Consider the following 22,358-nt stretch of genomic DNA (forward strand, 5'->3'; position numbering starts at 1 on the left):
TCAGAATCCTTCTGCCATAGGGTGAAGATAGCCACGGCGGACGCGGCTGGGCAACTTCTAGGCGCGAGAGTGTGATGGAAGGATCAACTCCGCGCCGTCGAAACGGTCTCTTCGCGCAGATGCGGCATTTGCGCCGCTGCGGTCGGCTCGGCTTTCCGCCGCAGCGATCGAGCGGGATACGGCAAGGCGATCGCGCAACGGCCGCGTGCCGCATAAACGAAAGGCCCCGCGATGCGGAGCCTTTCGACTGCGGCTGGCGGGACGCTTAGGCGAACGGATCCTGCAGCACGATGTTGGCGTCCCGATCCGGTCCCGTACTGACGATGGCCAGCGGACAGCCGGACAGTTCTTCCAGCGCGCGCAGATAGGCGCGGGCAGCGGGCGGGAGCTCGTCCCAATTCGTGATGCCGTGCGTGTTCTCGGTCCAGCCAGGGAATTCCAGGTAGACGGGTTCGCACTCTTCCCAGCCCTGGGCGTCCAGCGGGGCGTATTCGGTTTCCTTGCCGCGGTAGCGGTAGGCGATGCACATCTTCAGCTTTTCCATGCCGTCTAGGATGTCGAGCTTGGTGATGCACAGGCCGCTGATGCCGTTGATGGCCACCGCGCGCTTCAACGCGACCAGGTCGATCCAGCCGCAGCGGCGCGGGCGGCCGGTGGTGGCGCCGTATTCCTGGCCGCGGTCGCGGATGCCCTGCCCGACTTCGTCGTCGAGCTCGGTCGGGAACGGGCCGCCGCCGACGCGCGTGGCGTAGGCCTTGGCGATGCCCAGCACGTAATCGATCGCGTCCGCGCCCACGCCGGTGCCGGCGAGCGCGCCGCCGACGGTGGTGTTGCTGGAGGTGACGTACGGATACGTGCCGTGGTCGATGTCGAGCAGCGAACCCTGCGCGCCTTCGAACAGCACGCGCTTGCCCTGCTTGCGCAGGTCGTGGAGGATGCCGGCCACGTCGGATTTCATGGGCTCGACGTATTCGCCGAAGGCCAGCGCTTCGTCGAGCGTCTGCTGGTAATCGACGGCGTCGGTGTTGAGGTATTGGGTGAGCACGAAGTTGTGGTAATCCAGCGCCGTGCGCAGCAGCTCGGCGAGCTGCTCGGGGTAATGCAGGTCGGCGATGCGGATGCCGCGGCGCGCGACTTTGTCTTCGTAAGCCGGGCCGATGCCGCGGCCGGTGGTGCCGATGGCCTTGCCGCCGGCGGCGCGTTCGCGGGCCTGATCCAGGGCGATGTGGTACGGCATGATCAGCGGCGTGGCCGGGCTAATCTTGAGGCGGCTGCGGACTTCGATGCCGTTGGCTTCGAGCTCGGCGATTTCTTTTTTCAGCGCTGCGGGGCTGAGGACTACGCCGTTGCCGATCAGGCACAGCGCGTCGTCGCGCAGGATGCCGGATGGGATCAGGTGCAGGACGGTCTTCTTGCCGCCGATGACCAGCGTGTGGCCGGCGTTATGGCCGCCCTGGAAGCGCACGACGGCGCCGATTTCCTTGGTCAGCAGGTCGACGATCTTGCCTTTGCCTTCGTCGCCCCACTGGGCGCCCAACACTACGACTGACTGACCCACGGCATTACTCCTCAGACACGGAAAAAGCCGGAGGGAGGGCCCCATCCGGCTTTTGTGCATTATCCGGGTTTTGCATGCCCGGGGCCACCCCGAAGCCGCTTTTCCCTCTCCCCTTTGCGGGAGAGGGACAGGCCGAAGGCCAGGAGAGGGGCCGGCTTTTCGCGCCATCTCATACGGAGAGCAAAGAAAGCACGCTTCGCTACGCTCGCGCCCCCTCTCCTGCCCTTCGGGCATCCTCTTCCGCAAGGGGGAGGAAACAGCGGACTAGCCTCGTATCAAGTAAAGCGATATCAAGCCGGCGATCAGGACGAAGCCGCCGACAGCGCGCAGCTGTCGCTCCGGCAGCGACTGCATCTGCTCCATCGCCCGCTTCCATGCGCCGGGGGCGGCGAACAGCCACAAGCCTTCCAGCACTGCGACCAGGCACAGTGCCGACCACAGATCGCTCATGAGTGCGTTACCGGTCGTCGCGCATGTATTGCAGGAACGGGTCGTTGCGCTCCAGCACGATCACGCTGTTGCCGTCGGCGAAGGCCTTGCGGTACGCCTCCAGGCTGCGCTGGAAGGCGAAGAACGACGGGTCGCGGTTGGCGGCTTCGCTGTAGATGCGGGCGGCGTCGGCGTCGCCTTCGCCGCGCAGCTTCTGCGCGTCGCGTTCGGCTTCGGCCACGATCACGGTCTTCTCGCGGTCGGCTTGCGCGCGTACCGCCAGCGCCTGCTCCTCGCCTTCGGCGCGCAGCTTGCTGGCCACCTGCTGGCGCTGGGCGCGCATGCGGTTGTAGACGTCGCCGATCACCTTGCTGTCGGTAGGCAGGTCGATCTGCTTGATGCCGATGTCGAGCACCTTGATGCCGAGCGTCGCCGCGCCGCGGTTGATCGTCGCCAGCTGCTTGCCGACCACTTCGGAACGGTTGCCCGACACCACCTGCTGCAGCGTGCGCGAGTTGATCTCGTTGCGCAGCGAGTCGCGGATGATCGGCGCCAGGCGGCTTTCGGCGGTTTCTTCGTTGCCGCCGGTGGCGCGGTAGAACGCGCGCACGTCGTCGATGCGGCCGACCACGAAGAAGTCCACGCTCACGTCCTTGTTTTCGGAGGTGAGATAGCGCTCGGGTGGGGCGTTGATCACCTTGAGCCTGCGGTCGTAGACGCGCGCGCTTTCCAGCAGCGGCACCTTGAAATGCAGGCCCGGGCCGATGTCCCAGCGGGCGACGCGGCCCAGGTTCAGCACGATGGCGGTCTGGCCCTCGCGCACCACGTACACCGAGCCGAGCAGCGCCAGCAGCGCGGCGACGGCCAATGCGATCCATCCTGAAGGTCTCATCGGGTCGGCTCCTCACGGCCGGGGCGCCCACTGCGCTCGGGCCTGGGTTCGTTGAGGGCGGCGTCCACCGAGGGCGCGACGATGTCCGGCGCCATCAACGGCAGCGAGCTGGCGTTGTTCTGCGGCTGCGCGCCCATGGGCACGTAGATCAGCTGGCGGCCGTCGCCGCCGATCACCTTGCGGTTGTCGGCCAGGACCTGCTGCACGGTGTCCAGCCACAAGCGCTTGCGGGTGACTTCCGGCGCGGCCTTGTACTGGTCGACCAGCAGCGTGAAGCGGTCCGCATCGCCTCGGGCGCGGGCCACAGCGGCTGTCTTGTAGCCTTCGGCGGTGGTCAGCACGCGCTGCGCTTCGCCGCGCGCTTCGGGCACGACCTTGGCGGCGTAGGCGCGCGCCTCGCTGACGCGGCGGTCCTTGTCCTGCTGGGCGCTGTTGACGTCGTCGAAGGCCGGCTTCACTTCTTCCGGCGGACGCGCGTTGGGCAGGCTCATGCCGGTCACGGCCAAGCCGGTCTGGTAAGCGTCCAGCATGCCCTGCAGGCGCGTGCGCGCGGCGGTGGCCAGGGCCGGGCGTGCGCTGAGCACGGTGTCCAGGTCGCTGCGGCCGACCTGTTCGCGCACGGCGCTGAGCGAGGCCTGTTCCAGCACATCCACGGCCTGGCGCGTGCCGAACAGGTACAGCACAGGATCGGTGATGCGGTACTGCACGTTGACCTCGACGTTGACGATGTTCTCGTCGCGGGTCAGCACCGGCAGTGTCTGGTTGAAGTTGTTGATCTGGGTGGCGTTGACCTTGGCCACGCTCTCGATCGGCCACGGCAGTTTGAAGTTGGGGCCTGGCTGCATGACGCGCGCGAAGTGGCCGAAGCGCAACACCACGCCACGCTGCTGTTCGGTGATCAGCACGAACGAACTGAAGGCCAGCCACAGCACCGCCACGATGCCGATCCAGCGCAACGCGCCGCCGCCACCGCCGCCGCCGCCGAACATGTTGCGCAACGTACCGAGGATGGCGTCGACGGGATTGCCGCCCCCGCCGCCACGGCCGGAACTACCCTGCCCGCCTCTACCGTTTTTGCCAGAACCGCTACCGGGAATATTCCAGGCCATGCCTGCTCCACATCCAAAGGGAGCGCCAGCCCGTCCCGGCCATGGCGCGAAATCGCCGGGGCCCGGTCTTGAGGCGACCGAACCCAGGCGACCGATTCATTCTACAAGGTGGGGTTGCCCGTGCCGGCGGGCAAGAGGCCGCGCAGCGCTTCGCCGTCCTCGGCGGCGGCCAGGCGCGCGGCATCGGTGACCGCCAGGTCCACGCTCAGGTGCCAGCCCTGCTCGTCGTGGCTTTCGGCGCGGATGGCGTTCAGGTCGTGCAGGCGCGAGCGCAGGCGCGCGGCGCCGTTGGGCAGCACGACCTCGCCGACGACCCGGCGCAGGTCCAGCGCGTCGGCCAGCGCCTGCCGCAGCAGGTCCAGGCCGGCGCTTTCCTGCGCCGACAGCCAGACGCGGGCGCGGCCTTCATTGGGCTTTTCGTAACGGGGCGCCGCGCCTTCCACTCGATCGATCTTGTTGTAGACGAGCAACTGCGGCAGATCGCCGGCGCCGATTTCGGCGAGGACGGCATCCACTTGCGCCACACGCTCATTGCGCAGCGGGTCGGCGGCATCGATCACGTGCAGCAGCAGGTCGGCCTCGCGCGCTTCGGACAAGGTGGAACGGAATGCGGCGACGAGTTCGTGCGGCAGGTCGCGGACGAAGCCGACCGTATCGGCCAGCAGCAGCGTGCCGCCGGGCAGGACAAGCCGGCGCACGGTGGGATCCAGCGTGGCGAACAACTGATCGGCGGCGTAGGCCTCGGCGCCGGTCAGCGCATTGAACAGCGTCGACTTGCCGGCGTTGGTGTAGCCCACCAGCGCCACCCGCGGCACTTCGCTGCGCACGCGGGCGCGGCGCATCTGGGTGTGCTGCACTTCGACTTTTTCCAGGCGCTTCTGCAGTTGGTCGACGCGCTTCTGCAGCAGGCGCCGGTCGGTCTCGAGCTGGGTTTCGCCGGGACCGCGCATGCCGATCGCGCTGCGCTGGCGTTCCAAGTGGGTCCAGCCGCGGACCAGGCGCGTGGCCATGTGCTTGAGCTGGGCCAGTTCGACCTGCAGCTTGCCTTCGTGGCTGCGCGCGCGCTGGGCGAAAATGTCCAGGATCAGCCCGGTGCGGTCGACCACGCGCCGCTCCAGCGCCTTCTCCAGGTTTCGCTCCTGCACCGGGCTCAACGCATGGTTGACCAGGATCAGATCGGCGCCGGTGGCGTCGGCCGCGGCCTTGACCTCTTCCAGCTTGCCGCTGCCGATCAGGGTGGCGGGATTGGGCTTCTCGATACGCGCCGTGAGCACGGTCGCGATGCTGGCGCCCGCCGAGCGCGCCAGATCGGTGAATTCTTCCAGGGCCCCGTCCGCCGGCGGGCCGCCGGCGTGGGGTTGGATCAGTAGCGCGTGCTCGCCTTTGCGGCCGCGGTCGAACATGTCTTTCATCGGCGGTATTGTCGCATCCGCCCGGTGAACGTGCGGCTATTCGGTCTCGTCGCCACCGGAATCGCCATCGCCGCCCTCGCCCGAGGACTGCACATAGCCGCCGCCCGGGCCCACGCGCACGTTGCGCGCCGGCACCACGGTGGAAATCGCGTGCTTGTAGACCATCTGGCTGACGGTATTGCGCAGCAGCACGACGAACTGGTCGAACGATTCGATGGTGCCCTGCAGCTTGATGCCGTTGACCAGATAGATGGACACCGGCACACGCTCGCGACGCAACGCATTCAGGAAAGGATCCTGCAGAGATTGTCCCTTGGACATGATGTGTATCCCCAACTTGGTTTTTGTTTTATCGATCCGGCTCCCATGACGGAACCGCGTCGCCCGACCCGCTCCCCGCGGCGGCGATAGCCCGATGTTAGCGCAGACCGGCGTCCGTGACAGCGGCCTGGGTCGCAATCGGCCTCATCGGCCCATGAACGTCTTCAGGGCCGCCTGCAGCCGCTCCTGTTCGCTTCCCGGGTCGAACCAGCGCAGTTCGGGACGCCCGCGCAGCCAGGTCAGCTGGCGCTTGGCGAGCTGGCGGGTGGCGAAGATGGCCTGGTCGCGGAAGGCTTCGGCGGCGGTGGCGCCGTCCAGGTGCTCCCAAGCCTGGCGGTAGCCGACGGCGCGCAGCGCCGGCAGATCCAGCGGACGGGGATGATCGCGCAGTTCCGGGATCGCTCGCAGGCGACGCACTTCGTCCAGGAAGCCGGCTTGCAGCATGGCGCCGAACCGGGCTTCGATGCGTCCATGCAGCACGGCGCGGTCAGCCGGCGCCACGGCCAGCCGCAGCACGCGCAGAGGCAGCGGATCGGCGGCGCGGCCGTCGCGCTGCCATTCGCTGATCGGCTTGCCGCTGAGCCGGTAGACCTCCAGCGCGCGCTGGATGCGTTGCGGATCGGTGGCGTGGATGCGTGCGGCCGCTTGCGGATCGATGCTGGCGAGTTGCGCATGCATCGCGGGCCAGCCACGTTCGGCGGCTTCGGCTTCGATGCCGGCGCGCGTTTCGGCGTCGGCTTCGGGCATCGGCGACAAGCCCTGCAGCAATGCCTGGAAATACAAGCCGGTGCCGCCGGCGAGGATCGGCAGCCTGCCGCGCCCGATGATGCCGTCGATGGCGGCGCGCGCATCGGCGGCGAATTCGGCGGCCGAATACGGTTGCCAGGGGTCGCGCACGTCGATCAGGTGATGCGGCACGCGGGCGAGTTCTTCCGCGCTCGGCTTGGCCGCGCCGATGTCCAGACCGCGGTAAACGAGCGCGGAATCGACGCTGACGATTTCGCCGTCGTATCTCTCGGCCCACGCCAGCGCGAGCGCGGTTTTGCCCGACGCGGTGGGGCCCATCAGGGCGATGGCTAAAGGACGGGAGTCGGCGGGCACGTGGCGCAAGAAACCGGTGGCGTGGATGCGCTGAAGCCTCTCACAGCCGTCATCCCGGCGAAAGCCGGGATCCAGGCGCTTTTCACTTCCTTCGTTGCCGCGTTGACCGTCGGCTTACGGGTCTGGATCCCGGCTTTCGCCGGGATGACGGATGAGAGGTCAGTCGTCGTCGGGCCAGCGGCTCGAAAGCGTGGCGGCCGATCCCACACGCGGCATCGGCACCGCCGCCACCGCATTCCAAACTTTCAGCGCATCCACGGTCGCCGCGACATCGTGCACCCGCAGCAGCTTGGCGCCACGCTGCGCGGCGATCAGCGCGGCGGCCACGGAACCGTGGATGCGATCGTGCGGATCGTCGCGGCCGGTCAGGTCGCCGATCGTGCGCTTGCGCGACAGGCCGGCCAGCACCGGTACGCCAAGCTCGACGAAGCGTTCCAACTGCGCCAGCAGCGCCAGATTGTGTCCGCGGGTCTTGCCGAAGCCGAAGCCCGGGTCGACGACGATGTTCTTCTTGGCGATGCCCGCCATCTCGGCCGCGAAGATGCGTTCGGCCAGGAACCGGTGCACGTCGGCGACCACGTCGTCGTAGCGCGGATCGTCCTGCATCGAACGCGGTTCGCCCAGCATGTGCATCAACACCACCGGCACGCCGAGCTCTGCGGCCGCGTCGAGCGCGCCTTCGCGACGCAGCGCGTAGACATCGTTGATCAGGCCGGCGCCGGCGGCCACCGCTGCGCGCATCACTTCCGGCTTGGAGGTGTCGATGCCGATCGGCAGCGCGGTTTCCTTCGCCAGGCGTTCGATCACCGGCACCACGCGCCCGATTTCTTCTTCGACGGAGACGTCCCGCGCGCCGGGCCGCGTCGACTCGCCGCCGATGTCGAGCGCGTCGGCGCCCTCCTCCGCCAGCTTCAGGCCATGCGCGACGGCGGCCTCGAGCGTGGCGTGTTCGCCGCCGTCGGAGAACGAATCCGGCGTGACGTTGACGATGCCGAGCACGCGCGGGCGGTCGAGCTTGATGGCGCGGCCGGCGCAGTCGAGTTGGGGGGTGGTGTCGAACATGTTCGCTTCCATGAAGTGCGGGAACCTTGGCCGTCATCCCAGCGAAAGTTGGGATGACGATTTCGAGAATGCTGTCGCGCCGACCTATCCCTTGCGCTTATCGATCGCCAACCCGAGCGCCAATCCGATGGCGATGCCCACGCCGATGCCCATCGTCAGGTTGCCCATCGCCACGCCCATCGCGGTGCCCACGGCGACGCCCAGCGCGACGCCCACGGCAAGTCCGCGTTTCGGTTTTTCGGTCTGATTCATGCCTTCGCTCCGCAAAACGAAAAAGGCCAGAGCGAACTCTGGCCTTTCCGGTCATCGCTGGCAAGCCGCGCTCAGGTCTGCGCGGCGGGACCGCCGATCGGAGGCAGCGGCGGGCGCACGTCGTCCTTGTCCCTGCCGTTGGTCTTGTTCCAACCCATCGGCGGCGGCGGATCGCGGCCTTCCATGATCGCGTCGATCTGCGGCACGTCGATGGTCTCGTACTCCAGCAGCAGCTTGGCCATCACATGCAGCTTGTCCAGGTTCTCGGTGAGGATGGCCTTGGTGCGGCTGTAGGCCTTGTCGAGGATGCTGCGCACCACTTCGTCGATCTTGCGCGCGGTGTCGTCCGACACGTTCTTGTGCTGCGTCACCGAGCGGCCCAGGAACACCTCGTCCTCGTCCTCGCTGTAGGCGATCGGGCCCAGCTCGTCGGACAGGCCCCACTTGGTGGCCATGTTGCGCGCCATCTTGGTCGCGCGCTCGATGTCGTTGGAGGCGCCGGTGGTGACCTTGTCGGTGCCGAAGATCAATTCTTCGGCGACGCGCCCGCCGTATAGCGAGCACAGCTGCGATTCGATCGCGGTGCGGTTGTAGCTGTACTTGTCGCCTTCGGGCAAATACATGGTCACGCCCAGCGCGCGGCCGCGCGGGATGATGGTGACCTTGTAGACCGGGTCGTGCTCGGGCACCAGGCGGCCGACGATGGCGTGGCCGGCTTCGTGATAGGCCGTGAGCGTCTTTTCCTGCTCGCTCATCGCCATCGAGCGGCGCTCGGCGCCCATCAGGATCTTGTCGCGCGCCTTGTCGAAGTGCTCCATGCGCACGTCCTTGGCGCTTTCGCGCGCGGCGAACAGCGCCGCTTCGTTGACCAGGTTGGCCAGGTCGGCGCCGCTGAAGCCCGGCGTGCCGCGCGCGACGACCATCGCGTCGACGTCGTCGGCCAGCGGCACCTTGCGCATATGCACTTTCAGGATCTGCTCGCGGCCCTTCACGTCGGGCAGGCCGACCACGACCTGGCGGTCGAAGCGGCCCGGGCGCAGCAGGGCCGGGTCGAGCACGTCGGGGCGGTTGGTCGCGGCGATCACGATCACGCCTTCGCCGCCTTCGAAGCCGTCCATCTCGACCAGCAACTGGTTGAGGGTCTGCTCGCGCTCGTCGTGGCCGCCGCCCAGGCCGGCGCCGCGATGGCGGCCGACCGCGTCGATCTCGTCGATGAAGATGATGCAGGGCGCGTGCTTCTTCGCCTGCTCGAACATGTCGCGCACGCGGCTGGCGCCGACGCCGACGAACATTTCGACGAAGTCGGAGCCGGAAATCGAGAAGAACGGCACCTTGGCCTCGCCGGCGATGGCCTTGGCCAGCAGGGTCTTGCCGGTGCCGGGCGAGCCGACCATCAGCACGCCGCGCGGGATGCGGCCGCCGAGCTTCTGGAACTTGGTGGGATCGCGCAGGAATTCGACCAGCTCGGCCACTTCCTCTTTCGCTTCGTCGCAGCCGGCGACGTCGGCGAAGGTCACCTTCACCTGGTCCTCGCCCTGCAGCTTGGCGCGCGAGCGGCCGAAGGACATCGCGCCCTTGCTGCCGCCCTGCTGCATCTGCCGCATCACGAAGATCCAGAAGCCGATGATCAGCAGGATCGGCAGGAAGTTGATCAGGATGCTCCACAGCGACACGCCGCTTTCCGGCGGCGCCTGCTTGATCTCGACTTGATGCTTGATCAGATCGTCGATCAGCTTCTCGTCGCGGCGCGGCGCATTGGTGGTGCCGGTGGTGCCGTCCTTGCGCGCGAACTTGACGGTGCGCTCGTCGCTGGAGATGTCGACCTGCTTGATGCGGTCGTTCTGCACGTCGGCGATGAATTGCGAGTACACGACCTCGCCGCCCGCGCCGGCCGCCTTCGGGTTGAAGCTCTGGAACACCACCATCAGCACGACGGCGACGACGACCCAAAGCAGCAGATTCTTGACCAAATCGTTCATCGGTTCTCCGGCGCCTGGCGCCTTACTTCATATGCGCATGCTTGCCCTGCGCTAGGGCGTAAACCTCCGGCGAACGCTTGCGCGACGCCGCCGGCTTGCGAATCGACACTTTGGCATAACGCCGCCGCAGTTGCCGCACGTATTCGTCGAATCCCACGCCCTGGAACAGCTTGATCAGGAAGTTGCCGCCCGGACGCAGCTGGCGGTCGGCGAAATCCATCGCCAGTTCAGCCAAGTGCATCGCCCGCGGCAGGTCCACCGAGTCGACACCACTCTTATTGGGGGCCATATCGGACAGGACAAGGTCGACCGGCTGGCCGCCCAAGCTCGTCTCGAGGGCCGATAAGACCGCATCCTCCCTGAAATCGCCATGAAGAAACTCGACGCCGGCCAGCGGCGGCATCTCCAGGATGTCCAGCGCCACCACGCGGCCCTGATCGCCCAACGCTTGCCGCACCCATTGCGACCAGCCCCCTGGCGCGGCGCCCAGATCCACCACCACCATGCCGGGCTTGAGCAATTGGTCGCGTTCGACCAATTCCTCGAGCTTGTAGGCCGCACGCGAGCGCAGCCCTTCCGCCTGCGCCTTTTTGACGTAGGGGTCGGCGAAGTGTTCCTTGAGCCAGCGTTGGCTGCTCTTGCTGCGGGCCATGGCAAATCAACGAGTTAGGACCTACATGATACCCTGTGCGCCCGCCCGTACCCTGTTTACGCACGCATGACGATCGCCCTGACCGCTTCCCAGAACCGTTTCCTGCGTGGCCAGGCCCATGGGCTGAAAGCCATGCTGCAGGTGGGCGGCAAGGGTTTGACCGATGCCGTGGTGGCCGAAGTGGACGCCGCGCTGGAGCACCACGAGCTGATCAAGGTGAAGGTGGCCAGCGAGGATCGCGAGGCGCGCGATGCGATGATCGGCGACCTGGCCAAACGCACAGAGGCCGCGCTGGTGCAGCGGATCGGGCATGTGGCGATCCTGTACAGGCCTTCGAAGGACCATCGCCAGATCGTACTGCCGCGGGCCTGAGGTCCCCCGTCATCTTGTTCTGCGTCCTCTTCCATTGTCACCCCGAACGCAGTGAGGGATCTGCTTGAACGTGCTGCCAGATCCCTCACTGCGTTCGGGATGACAGCTTCCGTAAGGCCGGCATGACATCGATGAGGCGCCGCTAGCGAATCCATCATGCAACTGAACTTCGAACGCCCCGATTACGAATTCTCGCTGCGCGGCGCCGACGGCAGCCACGCGCTGGTCAACGACCGCACGCTCACCCGCAGCTTCATCGTCGCGCCTGACCAGCTGGTCGAGGATTGGCCGGCCCGCGATGTGGCCGCGCTGGCGCCCGGCGACCTCGAACCCTTGCTGGCGCTGCAGCCGGAAGTGGTCCTGCTCGGTACGGGCGCGACCCAGGCCTTTCCGCCCGCGCAGACCGCGGCGGCCTGCCTGAGCCGCGGCATCGGTCTGGAGGCGATGACCAACAGCGCCGCGGCGCGCACGTTCAACGTACTCGCAGCGGAAGGCCGGCGCGTGGTCGCTGGGTTCCTGATCGGCTGAATCCGGCTACTGCGCCGGTTTTTCCAGCACCAGATCGCCTTTGCGCGCACCCGGAACCAGGCGCCAGCCCGGTTTTAGCTGCAGCGTCCATCCCTGGCCTTTCAAGTCGCTGCCGGCCGGTGCCGCGGGCGCGACTACGGTCACCGCGCTCCAGTCCGGCTTCATCAGCGCGCCTTCGCTGGCTTCCAGCACGCCCCAGTCGTCGCTGATGCGCATGGTCGGATACACCGTGCCGTGCTCGCCGAGCGGCTGCAGGTTGCTGGGGTTGAATTGCACTTTCATGTGCTGGAACGGCAGCAGCAGCACCGGGCCGTCGATGAACTTCTTGCGGTTCGCGGCGATCGCCTGCTGGCGCTTTTTCTCGCGCTCGGTTTCCGAAACGCGCAGCGCCGCGCCGCCGTACAACTGAGCGCGCTGGTCGGCGAGTCGTCGCAAGTCGGTCGGCGCTTCCATGTCCAGCGCTTGCCGGAGTTGGCTATCGAAGCGCAGGCCGCTTGCCAGTTGCCGCCGCCAGCCCGCTGCGTACCGGTCGAGCAGCAGGCCGTAAGCGGGCCCGGTCGCGTATGCGAATGAACGCACGAAACTGGGATCGCCGACATGCGCGGAAAGATCGTGCAGCGCTGCGCGCAGGCGTTCTCGCTCCGTCGCATTGCCGGCCATCACGCCGGTGTATTCGGCCAGGCCCTCGTTCTGCTCCAGTTCCTGTTCCTGCACTGCGGCGGTCGGGAACAACCGGTAGCGTTCGGCGCGGAACAGGACGGCATCGGCCGCGGCCTGCCTGCGCGCAGTCTCGTCGCCCGCCTGCAGCGCGCGCGTCAGCGCGCGCCATTCCAGTTGCAGGTAGTAGCGGCCGTCCAAAGTGTCCAGTTGCGCGTTTTCGCCCGATTCCAGCTTGGGCAGCTTCAATTGCGGCTGGATGCGGTGGAACAATTCGTGCGCGATCAGGGTACCGCGCGTCTCCGGTTCCGCGTGCAGCGGCCAGAGCATCTGCGTCCAGCGCGTTCCGGACCATTCCACCGCGGTGTTGGCCACGTTCTGGTCGGCGGGCAGCAGGCCGACGAAGACGCCGTCGTGCGCCTTCAATTCGCCCTTGGCGTCGGCCTGGTTGGCGATCAGCTCCCGGCTTTGCGGATCGACCAGCATGATCGGCCCGCACAGCGATACGCCCCACAACTTGCCGCCGTCGCGCTCGCATATCGATTGTGCCTGCGCGAAGACTTCGCGTGCGGCATCGGCAGAAATGGGTTCGGATGCGGTCGCGTGCAGCCCCGCCAAGCAGAGGGCCGGAGCAAGGAATGCGGGCAGGCTGCGTTTCATCCGAATGTCTCCTTCGATGTGGAAGGCAAAAGCCGCTCGTCGCGGCGGCGTCGAATATGGATGCGCAATGGTACGGGAAGGTTGCCACGGCCTGCGCCCTTGTAGGAGCGGCTGAAGCCGCTCCTACAAAAAGCGGTTCCCGCAAAAGCAACGGCTATTTCTTGGGCAGATACGCCAGCGGATCCACCGGCTTGCCGTTGTAGCGGATCTCGAAATGCAGCATGTCGCGCGCCGCGCCGCTGCGGCCCATCTCCGCGATCTGCTGGCCGGACTTGACGATCTGGCCCTCGTTGACCAGCCGCGAACGGTTATGGCCGTAAGCGGACAACCACTGTTCGTTGTGCTTCACGATGATCAACTCGCCATAGCCGACCAGGCCCGAACCCGAATAGACGACGACGCCGTCGCCCGCGGCGCGCACCGCCTGGCCGCCCGTTCCGGCGATATCGATGCCCTGCTTGGTGGGCTCGCCGCTCACGTAGCGACCGATCAGTTGGCCTTCGGTCGGCCAGCGCCACGGCACCGGGCTGGAGACCGGCGCGACCACCGGCGCTTCCGGCGGCGGACGCGGCGTCGTGCTGGTCGGGGGCCGCGAGATCGGCCGGCTCGGATTGGGCAACGGCGCGCGGCTGGTGCTGGGATACAGCCGAAGGCGCTGCCCCGGATAGATCGTGTACGGCGGCGGCACGCTGTTCCACACCGCAAGATCCAGCGGGCTGATGCCGTTGTTGGTGGCGATGCGGTACAGCGTCTGCCCGCGCTGCACGACCACGGTCGAGCCGTATTTGGGCGTGGACACCCGCACCGGACCGCGTGCGCCGCCCTCGCGCACCACATGGCTGCGCCCGCAAGAGGCCAACACCGCCACGATCAGCAGACAGATCAATGCACGGACCATCGTCGTCATCCTGCGTTCGTCCTGTACAGCAAATAGCCGATGCCGAGCAGCAGCAATGCCAGCGCCGCCCAGCCGATCGGTTCGATGTAGCGATGCAGCGCCTTTTCGGCGCGCTCGCCGCCGAGCCGGATCGCCAGCGCGATCAGGTACACGCGCTTGCCGCGACCGATCGCCATGCTGGCCAGATAGGGTAACCACGGAACGCCGACGACGCCGGAAGCCCAGGTGAACACCTTCATCGGAATCGGCGCGAAGCCGCCGAGCACCAGGAACCAGAACACCGCCCATGGCGATACCGCCATTTTCTCGCGCACCGTCTGGATGCCGGCTTCGATCGAATCCAGCCAGCCGAGCGTTGCGAACAGCGGCTTGGCCAGTTCGAAGGCGTAATGCCCCAGCAGATAGCCCACGACCGCACCGGCCATGGAACCGGCCAAGCTCAAGGTGGCGAACCAGAAACCGCGCCTGGGCTGCGACAGGCACATCGGCGCCAACATCACTTCCGGCATCACCGGGAAGATGATCGCTTCGACGAAGCTCAGGCCGGTGAGCAATGCGGGCGCGCGCGGATGGCGGGCCCAGGTCAATGCACGCTGATAAAGCGGGCCGAAAAGTTTCACTTACGATCCCCTTCACCTGTCATCCCGGCGCAGGCCGGGATCCAGGAGGTCCGACGCAACCCGGCGCATCCGCCATGCCTGGATCCCGGCCTGCGCCGGGATGACGGCTGAAAAGAATCGTGCGCCGCGCTCAATCGATCATGCCCGACAACAGTGGAACGAAAACCACCGGCGCCAAATCGGTCTGCTCGATGCTGCCGTCCTCGCGCTTGCGCAATTTGAGCAACGATTGCGAAGAAGCGCCGCCGACCGGCGCCACCAGCGTACCGCCGGGAGCGAGCTGGTCGGTGAGCGCATCGACCAGCGCCGGTGCGCCGGCCGTGACGACGATCGCGTCGAACGGCCCTTCCTCCGGCCAGCCGATGCGGCCGTCGTCGTGCTTGCTGCGCACGTTCAAGCCCAGGCTGCGGAAGCGCTTGCGCGCGGTGCGCAGCAGCTCGCCGATGCGCTCTACGGTATAGACCTCCATGCCCAGCACGGCCAGGATCGTGGCCTGATAGCCCGAACCGGTACCGATTTCCAATACTTTCTTGGGCGCAGCGCCGTCGAGAATGGCCTCGGTCATCTTGGCCACCACCCACGGTTGCGAGATGGTCTGGCCGTGGCCGATCGGCAGCGCGGTGTCTTCGTAAGCGCGCGTGGCGAGCGCTTCGTCGACGTAAAGATGGCGCGGCACGGTGCGGATCGCATTGAGCACGCGCTCGTCGCGGATGCCGTTGCCGCGCAGGCGCTCGATCAGGCGGTCGCGCACGCGTTGCGATGTCATGCCCACGCCGATCGCCTCGGGTTGCAGGCGCAGGCGCGCAGTCATGCCGCGCTGCCCTGCTTGAGTTCTTCGGCCAGGCTGCCGACCCAGCTGGCGACCTGCTCCAACGCCTGGTAGCGGGTCAGGTCGACGTGGATCGGCGTGATCGAGATATGGCCGGTGCGCACGGCATGGAAATCGGTGCCGGGACCCGCGTCCTGCTCGCGGCCGGCCGGACCGATCCAGAACAGGCTGCGGCCGCGCGGATCCTGCGCCGGCACGCACGGTTCGGAACGGTGCCGGTTGCCGAGCCGGGTGACTTCGAAGCCGGCGATGTCGTCCCAGGCCCGGTCGGGCACGTTGACGTTGAGGATGGTGTCGGCGGGCAAAGGATCGGCTTTCAGGCGCGCCACGATTTCGACAGCGGCGCGTGCCGCGGTTTCGTAGTGCATCGCCTTGTGTTCGGCCGTCGCCAGCGACACGGCCACCGCGGGCAAGCCGAGGAAGCGTCCTTCCATCGCTGCCGAGACCGTGCCCGAATAGATGACGTCGTCGCCCAGATTGGCCGAGTTGTTGATCCCGGAAACGACGATATCGGGCTCGTTCTCGTCGCCGAACATCCCGGTCAACGCCAGATGGACGCAATCCGTCGGCGTACCGGCCACGCGCCAGGTATGTTCATCTAGCCGCACCACACGCACCGGCATGTCCAGGGTGAGCGAATTGCTGGCGCCGGAGCGGTCGCGATCGGGGGCAACCACCTTCACTTCGTGCCCGGCGGCGCGCAGGCCCTCGGCCAGGATGCGGATGCCGGGGGCGTCGACGCCGTCGTCGTTACTGACCAGAACGCGCATGGGACTCCTCTTGTTCTGCGCCCATGATACCGAATGCGGATTGCAGGTATCCGAGAATGCGGTTCCGGTGCGCGCGAGGCTACGTAGCCCGGGTAAGCGCAGCGCACCCGGGATCAAGTCGCGTCGTGGCCCCGGGTGCGCTGCGCTTACCCGGGCTACGCCCTCCACAAGAGCGTTGCGCATGCTTGTTTCCGCCGATTCGGGCGCTACATTGTTCATGCGATGGCTAAAGACGACCGCAATCCGGACGATTCCGAGCTGTTCCGCCAGGCGATCGGCCCGGTCCGGGAACTGCCCGCGGCCGCGCCGCCGCCAGCGAAACCCAAGCCCAGGGCGCGGGCGGCGATGGCCGAGCGCGACGAATCCGAAGCGCTCGGCGAATTCCGCCGCGCGATGGCGCAGGACGACCTGGAGGCCGGCGACGCGCTGTCCTACCGCCGCGACGAAGTTCCGCCGCGCGTGCTGCAGCGCCTGCGCCGCGGCCTGTATGCCGCGCAGGACGAACTCGACCTGCACCACAGCGACGCGCAGGCCGCCGAAACCCTGTTGCGGGCTTTCCTTCAGCATGCGCGGCAATCCGGGCTGGGCTGCGTGCGGATCATCCACGGCAAGGGCTTGAATTCCGACAGCGCGATCCCGGTGTTGAAGAACCTGGTCGATCGCGTGTTGCGCCATCGCGCCGACGTGCTGGCCTTCCATTCCGCGCCGGCCGCACAGGGCGGCACCGGTGCAGTACTGGTGTTGCTGGCAAAGCGCTAGGCTTTGTGGGAGCGGCTTTAGCCGCGAGCTTTTTTACAATTGCGTGAACTTGGAGAAAGAGCTCGCGGCTAAAGCCGCTCCCACAAGAGCCGCTCCTACGAAAAGCCGCGGTTAAGGAGAAGCCACGGAGGCATTGCCGATATCGCCCAGCTCGCGCAAAACCGCGGTCGCGTAAGTCCCGGGCGACAATGCGAACTGCAATTCGAGCGTTTCACCCTGTAGCCAGCGCCATTGCAACTGCTGCGGCTTCAACCGCAACGCACGGCGTTCCTGTTTCAAACCAGCGGCTTCCAGACCTGCGCGCAAGCCTAGGGCGTTGCCGTCTGCTAGTGCCGACATCTCCAGCTCCCGCGACGCCGATACGCTGCGCAATTCGCCAGCACCCCACAACGGGCCACTGGGATGTATGTCGAAAGCGGCAAGGCGAGCCGCCAGTGCATCGCTCCACGGTTCCGGGCCGAAGACGCTGCGGCTGCCATCGAGCATCCACACTTCGCCTTCGAGACCGGCGTCCCAACGATCTTCGCCTACCCGCTTCGCCAGCACACGATTAAACAGTTCCGAGCGCGCCGCCGACAGCAGCATCGTGCGCTGCTCGCGGCGCACGCGGCGGCCGCCGAACATCGCCAGGGCGCTGGCGACGTTGTCGCCGTCGCGGCCAAACCGCTGCTCGCCGAAATAGTTAGGCACGCCCCGCGCTGCGATAGCTTCCAGGCGCTGTTCGATCGCATCGCGGTTGCCTTCCGCGTCGCGCAGCGTCAGCACGAAACGATTCCCCGCGAGCGCGCCGCGCGGCAGTTTCTTGGCGTGCCATTCCGAAGCGAGCACGCGAAAATCGTCCGATTGCAGCGACGAAAGGTCCGGCGCGACGCGCTTGGGCAGATGCACGCTGAAACGTTGCCGGGTAACGGCGTGGCGATCCTTGAGGCCGGCATAGCCGACCGCCAGTTCCGGCACGCCCGCCCATTGCGCGATCCGTTTGGCGGCGAACGCGGTGTTCATGCTGCGCTTTTCGATGGTGAGCAGCAGATGCTCGCCGCTGCCGCTGGCTTCGAAGCCGTCGATCTCCTCGACGCGGAAATCCTCGGGCGAGGCGCGGAACCGCGCCGACACCGCGGGCGCGCCATGGGCGCGCGGCATTTCCGCTTCGCTCACGCTCGGACCAGCAGACAAACGGCCTGCGCAGCGATGCCTTCGCCGCGGCCGGCGAAGCCGAGTCTTTCGGTGGTGGTGGCCTTGACGCTGACGGCGTCGAGCGCGATGTCCAGATCTTCGGCGATCGCGGCGCGCATCGCCGGCGCATGCGGGCCGATCTTGGGCTTCTCGCAGATCACCGTGATGTCGGCATTGCCGACACGCCAGCCCTGCCCGGCCAGCAATCGGCTGCAGTGGCGCACGAAGGCGCGGCTGTCGGCGCCTTCCCATTGCGGATCGGACGGCGGGAAATGCCGGCCGATGTCACCCAGCGCCAACGCGCCGAGCATCGCATCGCAGAGCGCGTGCAATGCGACGTCGCCGTCGCTGTGCGCCAGCACGCCGCGCTCGTGCGGCACACGCACGCCGCCGACCATCAGGTGATCGCCGTCGCCGAAGGCGTGGACGTCGAAGCCTTGGCCGATGCGGATATTGGGGAGCGATGGATTCGAAGGATTCATGCCATGCCAGAAACGAGCGGGATGCTTCTTTGCCTTTAGCCGTCATTCCCACGAAGGCGGGAATCCAGTGACTTTAAGCCTTTCGGGCATCGAAACGAAGAATCTACAGCAAAGCCGTTGGATTACACGCCGCTCCTGCGGCGTGCCCTCCGGGCCATCTGCTCCGCAGATGTTCGCTCCGGCATCCTGCCTCCGCAGTCCCGCCTTCGCGGGAATGACGGCTTAAATCAAGAGCGTGTGAGCAGAAACTCGAACAGGACGAGATCCGCCGCCGTCGTAACTTTCAAATTATCCTCGCGCCCCTCGATCAGCAACGGCCGCAGCCCCTGCCGTTCCATCGCCATCGCCTCGTCGGTGACCGTGACCCCGGCGTCGCGTGCGGACTCCAGGGCGCGGCTGAGCTGCAGGCGCCGGAACAATTGCGGCGTGAACGCGCGCCACAAGCGCTCGCGCGGCTCGGTGCCGTCGATGCCGCCGTCGTCGCCTGCGCGCTTGAGCGTATCGCGCACCGGCGCGGCTAGGATCGCGCCCACCGGATCGTTGCGGCCGTATTCGAGCAGCCGATCCAGGTCTTCGCGCGCCACGTTGGGACGCGCGGCGTCGTGCACCAGCACGAAGTCGTCCGCGCGCACGCTGTCCGGCAACGCAGCGAGCCCGGCCAGCACCGAATCGGCGCGCTCGCTGCCGCCGGCGCAGGTCGCGATCGGCTTGCCTGCGATCTTCGTCGAGCCCGGCCAATGCGCATCGTCCTGGGCCAGCACCACGACCACGCCGTCGACCCCGGGATGCGAACACAGTGCGCGCAAGGTATGCGCGATCAATGGCTCGCCGGCGACCTGCGAATATTGCTTGGGCACCTCGCCGCCGAAGCGGGTGCCGCGACCGGCCGCCGGCACGACTGCCCAGGTCACTGCGGCTTTTCCTCCGGCTTGCCGGCTTCTTCCGCGGGCGCCGCATTGGCTTGTTCGACCACGCGGTAGAATTTTTCGCCCGGCTTGATCATGCCGAGCTCGCTGCGCGCCCGTTCTTCGATGGCTTCGCCGCCGCCTTCGTTCTTGAGGTCCTTCACTTCCGCGGCGAGCGCATCGTTGCGCTGCTGCAGGCCGCTGTTGTCGCGGGCCTGCTTGCTTACCTGTTGCTGCAGCGCCTGCACCTCGCCCTGCCCGCCGCCGCCCAGCCACAGGCGGTACTGCAGCCACGCCAGCAACGCGACCAACAGCAGCAGGACGATGCGCAGCGCCCGCATCGATGCTCAGCGTTTCAGCGAGACGAAGGCGTTACGGCCCGCGTATTTGGCCGCCGCGCCCAGTTGCTGTTCGATGCGCAGCAGCTGGTTGTACTTGGCGACGCGGTCGCTGCGGCACAGCGAGCCGGTCTTGATCTGGGTGGCGGTGGTCGCGACGGCGATGTCGGCGATGGTGGTGTCCTCGGTCTCGCCGGAGCGATGCGAGACGATCGCGGCGTAGTGAGCGTGATGCGCCATCGCGATCGCTTCCAGCGTCTCGGTGAGCGTACCGATCTGGTTGACCTTGATCAGGATCGCGTTGGCCACGCTCTGTTCGATGCCTTCCTTGAAAATTTTGGGATTGGTCACGAACAGGTCGTCGCCGACCAGCTGCACCTTGTTGCCCAGGCGTTGGGTGAGCAATTTCCAGCCGCTCCAGTCGTCCTCGGCCATGCCGTCTTCGATGGTGACGATCGGGTACTCGTTGCACCAGTCGGCGAGGAAGTCGACGAACTGCTCGCCGGTCAGCCGCTTGCCCTCGCCGACCAGGTGGTATTTGCCGTTCTCGTAGAACTCGGTGCTGGCCACGTCCAGGCCCAACAGCACGTCTTCGCCGGCGTGGTAGCCGGCCTTGCCGATCGCTTCCAGGATGGTGTCCAGCGCTTCGGCGTTGCTGCGCAGATCCGGCGCGAAACCGCCCTCGTCGCCCACCGCCGTGCTCAGGCCGCGGCCCTTCAGCACCGACTTCAGCGCGTGGAAGATTTCTGTGCCGGCGCGCAGCGCTTCGGAGAACGAGTCGAAACCGACCGGCAGCACCATGAATTCCTGCAGGTCGACGTTGTTGTCGGCGTGCGCGCCGCCGTTGATGATGTTCATCATCGGCACCGGCAGCGTGACGTCCTTGCCGGTGGCTAGGTACTGCCACAGCGGCTGCTTCTTCGACGCAGCCAACGCATGCGCATTGGCCAGCGAAACGCCGAGCAACGCGTTGGCGCCCAAGCGGCCCTTGTTCTCGGTACCGTCGAGGTCGATGAGGCGGCGGTCGAGCCCTTCCTGGTCGCCGGCATCGAAACCGTGCAGCGCCTGCGCGATCGCGCCGTTGACGTTGGCCACGGCTTTCAGCACGCCCTTGCCGAGATAGCGCGTCTTGTCGCCGTCGCGAAGCTCTACGGCTTCTTTCGAGCCGGTCGATGCGCCGGACGGCACCATCGCGCGGCCGAAACTGCCGTCGGCGAGCGTGACTTCCGCTTCGAGCGTGGGATTGCCGCGGCTGTCGAGGATTTCGCGGGCGTGGATCTTGGCGATCTTGGTCATCTATCTGGTTCCGGGTGCTTAACGTTTTTTGCTGAGCGCATTAAGTTCGCGCAGATAACTTTCGATGGAATCGGAGCCGGGTTCCATCGGGCCACGGGTTCCCATGCTAATTCGTTGCGTGCCGTTCGAGGCGGCTTCCAAGAATAGGACGTACTGCCCGCCTTCGGTGAAATCCGGTCCGCACCCGATGTCAGCACCCAAGTCCAGATCGAAGTCGGTCATTGGCTGGCCTTTGAAGCGCCGGAGCGAGGAGAAACTGGCTTTTCGCCAGCCCTCTTTTGCGCCTGGACTCATGCGCTCCAATCGAGCCAGCACGACATCGTTCGCTTTCTTGAAGTATGCCGCCGTCGTGTGTTGATCGAGCTCATCATCGGGAATGACGATGGAGCACGCCGCTGCGGGCAGGGCCCAACTCCCGATCGACATCGCCATGACGAGTAACAGCGGCTTCAAACAGAAGCCTCCAAAAACCCGTTTTTCTTGGCAACTCGATCCAGCTCCAACAACGTCTCCAACAACGTCCGCATTTTAGGCAACGGCCAGGCATTCGGCCCATCGCTCAACGCCTCTTCCGGCTTGGGATGCGTTTCCATGAACACGCCCGACACGCCGACCGCGACCGCCGCGCGCGACAGCACCGGCACGAACTCGCGTTGGCCGCCGCTGGACGTGCCCTGCCCGCCAGGCAACTGCACCGAATGGGTCGCGTCGAACACCACCGGACATCCGGTATTCCGCATCACCGATAGCGAGCGCATGTCGCTGACCAGGTTGTTGTAGCCGAAGCTGGCGCCGCGCTCGCAGACCATGATGTCCTGGTTGCCGGTGGCCTTGGCCTTCTCCACTACCGGCTTCATTTCCCACGGCGACAGGAACTGGCCTTTCTTGATGTTGACCGGCTTGCCGGCGTTGCAGACCTTGGTGATGAAGTCGGTCTGCCGCACCAGGAAGGCCGGCGTCTGCAGCACGTCTACTACGGAGGCGACCTCGTCCATCGGCGTGTATTCGTGGACGTCGGTCAGCACCGGCACGCCGAGCTGGCGCTTCACTTCGGCCAGCACACGCAGGCCTTCTTCCATGCCGGGGCCGCGGAAGCTGGTGCCGGAGGTGCGGTTGGCTTTGTCGAAGCTGGATTTGAAGATGAAGTTGATGCCGAGTTCGCCGGTGATTTCCTTCAGCTTGCCGGCGACGTCGATCTGCAGTTGTTCGGATTCGACCACGCAGGGGCCGGCGATCAGGAAGAACGGCTTATCGAGGCCGATATCGAAACCGCAGAGCTTCATGCCGGATCTCCCGCGCTTTTT

Annotated in this window: 26 protein-coding genes; 3 read left to right on the forward strand and 23 right to left on the reverse strand. The window is 66.5% G+C overall.

Annotated elements, in window-relative coordinates:
* Positions 1 to 265: 265 nt before the first annotated feature.
* The 11 genes from M2650_RS05820 to rlmE all read right to left on the reverse strand — a co-directional run bounded on the left by M2650_RS05820 (position 266) and on the right by rlmE (position 10,767).
* Positions 266 to 1,558, reverse strand: coding sequence for an adenylosuccinate synthase (locus tag M2650_RS05820; RefSeq protein WP_249472404.1), 1,293 nt, complete (start codon positions 1,556 to 1,558; stop codon positions 266 to 268).
* Between the two features lie 264 nt (positions 1,559 to 1,822).
* The gene (locus tag M2650_RS05825) at positions 1,823 to 2,008 is read right to left on the reverse strand and encodes a DUF2065 domain-containing protein (RefSeq protein WP_249472406.1); all 186 of its coding nucleotides are present in this window, start codon (positions 2,006 to 2,008) and stop codon (positions 1,823 to 1,825) included.
* A gap of 7 nt (positions 2,009 to 2,015) precedes the next feature.
* Complete coding sequence (gene hflC / locus M2650_RS05830) at positions 2,016 to 2,879, reverse strand: protease modulator HflC (RefSeq protein ID WP_249472408.1); 864 nt, start codon at positions 2,877 to 2,879, stop codon at positions 2,016 to 2,018.
* Positions 2,876 to 3,988 carry an FtsH protease activity modulator HflK gene (hflK, locus tag M2650_RS05835; protein WP_249472412.1) on the reverse strand — a complete coding sequence of 371 codons (1,113 nt, stop codon included), beginning with the start codon at positions 3,986 to 3,988 and terminating at the stop codon, positions 2,876 to 2,878. The genes hflC and hflK overlap by 4 nt, the downstream gene beginning before the upstream one ends.
* Before the next feature lie 101 nt (positions 3,989 to 4,089).
* The gene (gene hflX, locus M2650_RS05840; RefSeq protein ID WP_249474233.1) at positions 4,090 to 5,391 is read right to left on the reverse strand and encodes a ribosome rescue GTPase HflX; all 1,302 of its coding nucleotides are present in this window, start codon (positions 5,389 to 5,391) and stop codon (positions 4,090 to 4,092) included.
* A gap of 45 nt (positions 5,392 to 5,436) precedes the next feature.
* Positions 5,437 to 5,721 (reverse strand): RNA chaperone Hfq, encoded by a 285-nt coding sequence (gene hfq / locus M2650_RS05845; protein WP_249472414.1) that lies wholly within the window; start codon positions 5,719 to 5,721, stop codon positions 5,437 to 5,439.
* Positions 5,722 to 5,865: 144 nt separating this feature from the next.
* Entirely contained in the window at positions 5,866 to 6,822 is a 957-nt protein-coding gene (miaA, locus tag M2650_RS05850) for a tRNA (adenosine(37)-N6)-dimethylallyltransferase MiaA (RefSeq protein WP_249472418.1), read from the reverse strand.
* Positions 6,823 to 6,981: 159 nt separating this feature from the next.
* Positions 6,982 to 7,884, reverse strand: coding sequence for a dihydropteroate synthase (gene folP / locus M2650_RS05855; protein ID WP_249472420.1), 903 nt, complete (start codon positions 7,882 to 7,884; stop codon positions 6,982 to 6,984).
* Positions 7,885 to 7,968: 84 nt separating this feature from the next.
* Complete coding sequence (locus M2650_RS05860) at positions 7,969 to 8,136, reverse strand: glycine zipper domain-containing protein (protein ID WP_249472421.1); 168 nt, start codon at positions 8,134 to 8,136, stop codon at positions 7,969 to 7,971.
* Between the two features lie 71 nt (positions 8,137 to 8,207).
* Positions 8,208 to 10,115, reverse strand: a complete 1,908-nt coding sequence (ftsH, locus tag M2650_RS05865; protein ID WP_249472424.1) for an ATP-dependent zinc metalloprotease FtsH — start codon at positions 10,113 to 10,115, stop codon at positions 8,208 to 8,210.
* Positions 10,116 to 10,137: 22 nt separating this feature from the next.
* Positions 10,138 to 10,767: a 23S rRNA (uridine(2552)-2'-O)-methyltransferase RlmE gene (gene rlmE / locus M2650_RS05870; RefSeq protein WP_249472426.1), complete on the reverse strand. Its 630-nt coding sequence runs from the start codon at positions 10,765 to 10,767 to the stop codon at positions 10,138 to 10,140.
* A 66-nt stretch (positions 10,768 to 10,833) separates the two neighbouring features.
* Here rlmE and yhbY point away from each other — a divergent pair, with 66 nt between their 5' ends.
* Together yhbY and M2650_RS05880 are read left to right on the forward strand one after the other, a co-directional pair.
* Entirely contained in the window at positions 10,834 to 11,139 is a 306-nt protein-coding gene (yhbY, locus tag M2650_RS05875) for a ribosome assembly RNA-binding protein YhbY (RefSeq protein ID WP_249472427.1), read from the forward strand.
* Positions 11,140 to 11,295: 156 nt separating this feature from the next.
* On the forward strand, positions 11,296 to 11,667 hold the full coding sequence (locus M2650_RS05880; protein WP_249472429.1) for an Mth938-like domain-containing protein: 372 nt from the start codon (positions 11,296 to 11,298) through the stop codon (positions 11,665 to 11,667).
* Positions 11,668 to 11,673: 6 nt separating this feature from the next.
* Here M2650_RS05880 and M2650_RS05885 read toward each other — a convergent pair whose 3' ends face one another.
* The 5 genes from M2650_RS05885 to surE form a co-directional block, all read right to left on the reverse strand.
* Positions 11,674 to 12,984 (reverse strand): hypothetical protein, encoded by a 1,311-nt coding sequence (locus tag M2650_RS05885; protein ID WP_249472431.1) that lies wholly within the window; start codon positions 12,982 to 12,984, stop codon positions 11,674 to 11,676.
* Positions 12,985 to 13,138: 154 nt separating this feature from the next.
* Positions 13,139 to 13,891 (reverse strand): peptidoglycan DD-metalloendopeptidase family protein, encoded by a 753-nt coding sequence (locus M2650_RS05890; protein WP_249472432.1) that lies wholly within the window; start codon positions 13,889 to 13,891, stop codon positions 13,139 to 13,141.
* The gene (locus M2650_RS05895) at positions 13,888 to 14,502 is read right to left on the reverse strand and encodes a YqaA family protein (protein WP_249472434.1); all 615 of its coding nucleotides are present in this window, start codon (positions 14,500 to 14,502) and stop codon (positions 13,888 to 13,890) included. Before M2650_RS05895 ends, M2650_RS05890 begins: the two co-directional genes overlap by 4 nt.
* A 130-nt stretch (positions 14,503 to 14,632) precedes the next feature.
* A complete protein-coding gene (locus tag M2650_RS05900) occupies positions 14,633 to 15,313 on the reverse strand; it encodes a protein-L-isoaspartate(D-aspartate) O-methyltransferase (protein ID WP_249472436.1) in 681 nt (226 codons plus the stop codon).
* Positions 15,310 to 16,101, reverse strand: a complete 792-nt coding sequence (surE, locus tag M2650_RS05905) for a 5'/3'-nucleotidase SurE (protein ID WP_249472438.1) — start codon at positions 16,099 to 16,101, stop codon at positions 15,310 to 15,312. Before surE ends, M2650_RS05900 begins: the two co-directional genes overlap by 4 nt.
* Before the next feature lie 222 nt (positions 16,102 to 16,323).
* Here surE and M2650_RS05910 point away from each other — a divergent pair, with 222 nt between their 5' ends.
* Positions 16,324 to 16,860 carry a Smr/MutS family protein gene (locus M2650_RS05910; RefSeq protein WP_249472439.1) on the forward strand — a complete coding sequence of 179 codons (537 nt, stop codon included), beginning with the start codon at positions 16,324 to 16,326 and terminating at the stop codon, positions 16,858 to 16,860.
* Positions 16,861 to 16,971: 111 nt separating this feature from the next.
* Here M2650_RS05910 and truD read toward each other — a convergent pair whose 3' ends face one another.
* The 7 genes from truD to kdsA all read right to left on the reverse strand — a co-directional run bounded on the left by truD (position 16,972) and on the right by kdsA (position 22,337).
* Positions 16,972 to 18,015: a tRNA pseudouridine(13) synthase TruD gene (truD, locus tag M2650_RS05915; RefSeq protein WP_249472440.1), complete on the reverse strand. Its 1,044-nt coding sequence runs from the start codon at positions 18,013 to 18,015 to the stop codon at positions 16,972 to 16,974.
* Entirely contained in the window at positions 18,012 to 18,515 is a 504-nt protein-coding gene (gene ispF, locus M2650_RS05920; protein ID WP_249472442.1) for a 2-C-methyl-D-erythritol 2,4-cyclodiphosphate synthase, read from the reverse strand. Before ispF ends, truD begins: the two co-directional genes overlap by 4 nt.
* Before the next feature lie 227 nt (positions 18,516 to 18,742).
* The gene (ispD, locus tag M2650_RS05925) at positions 18,743 to 19,426 is read right to left on the reverse strand and encodes a 2-C-methyl-D-erythritol 4-phosphate cytidylyltransferase (RefSeq protein ID WP_249472444.1); all 684 of its coding nucleotides are present in this window, start codon (positions 19,424 to 19,426) and stop codon (positions 18,743 to 18,745) included.
* Positions 19,423 to 19,761: a cell division protein FtsB gene (ftsB, locus tag M2650_RS05930; protein WP_283254626.1), complete on the reverse strand. Its 339-nt coding sequence runs from the start codon at positions 19,759 to 19,761 to the stop codon at positions 19,423 to 19,425. Before ftsB ends, ispD begins: the two co-directional genes overlap by 4 nt.
* Positions 19,762 to 19,767: 6 nt before the next feature.
* Positions 19,768 to 21,054, reverse strand: a complete 1,287-nt coding sequence (gene eno / locus M2650_RS05935; RefSeq protein WP_249472446.1) for a phosphopyruvate hydratase — start codon at positions 21,052 to 21,054, stop codon at positions 19,768 to 19,770.
* Positions 21,055 to 21,072: 18 nt separating this feature from the next.
* Positions 21,073 to 21,507, reverse strand: coding sequence for a hypothetical protein (locus tag M2650_RS05940; RefSeq protein WP_249472448.1), 435 nt, complete (start codon positions 21,505 to 21,507; stop codon positions 21,073 to 21,075).
* Positions 21,504 to 22,337 (reverse strand): 3-deoxy-8-phosphooctulonate synthase, encoded by an 834-nt coding sequence (kdsA, locus tag M2650_RS05945; RefSeq protein WP_249472450.1) that lies wholly within the window; start codon positions 22,335 to 22,337, stop codon positions 21,504 to 21,506. The genes M2650_RS05940 and kdsA overlap by 4 nt, the downstream gene beginning before the upstream one ends.
* Positions 22,338 to 22,358: the final 21 nt, after the last annotated feature.

It is taken from the genome of Luteimonas galliterrae (genome assembly GCF_023374055.1).
Taxonomy (GTDB): Bacteria; Pseudomonadota; Gammaproteobacteria; order Xanthomonadales; family Xanthomonadaceae; genus Luteimonas_C; species Luteimonas_C galliterrae.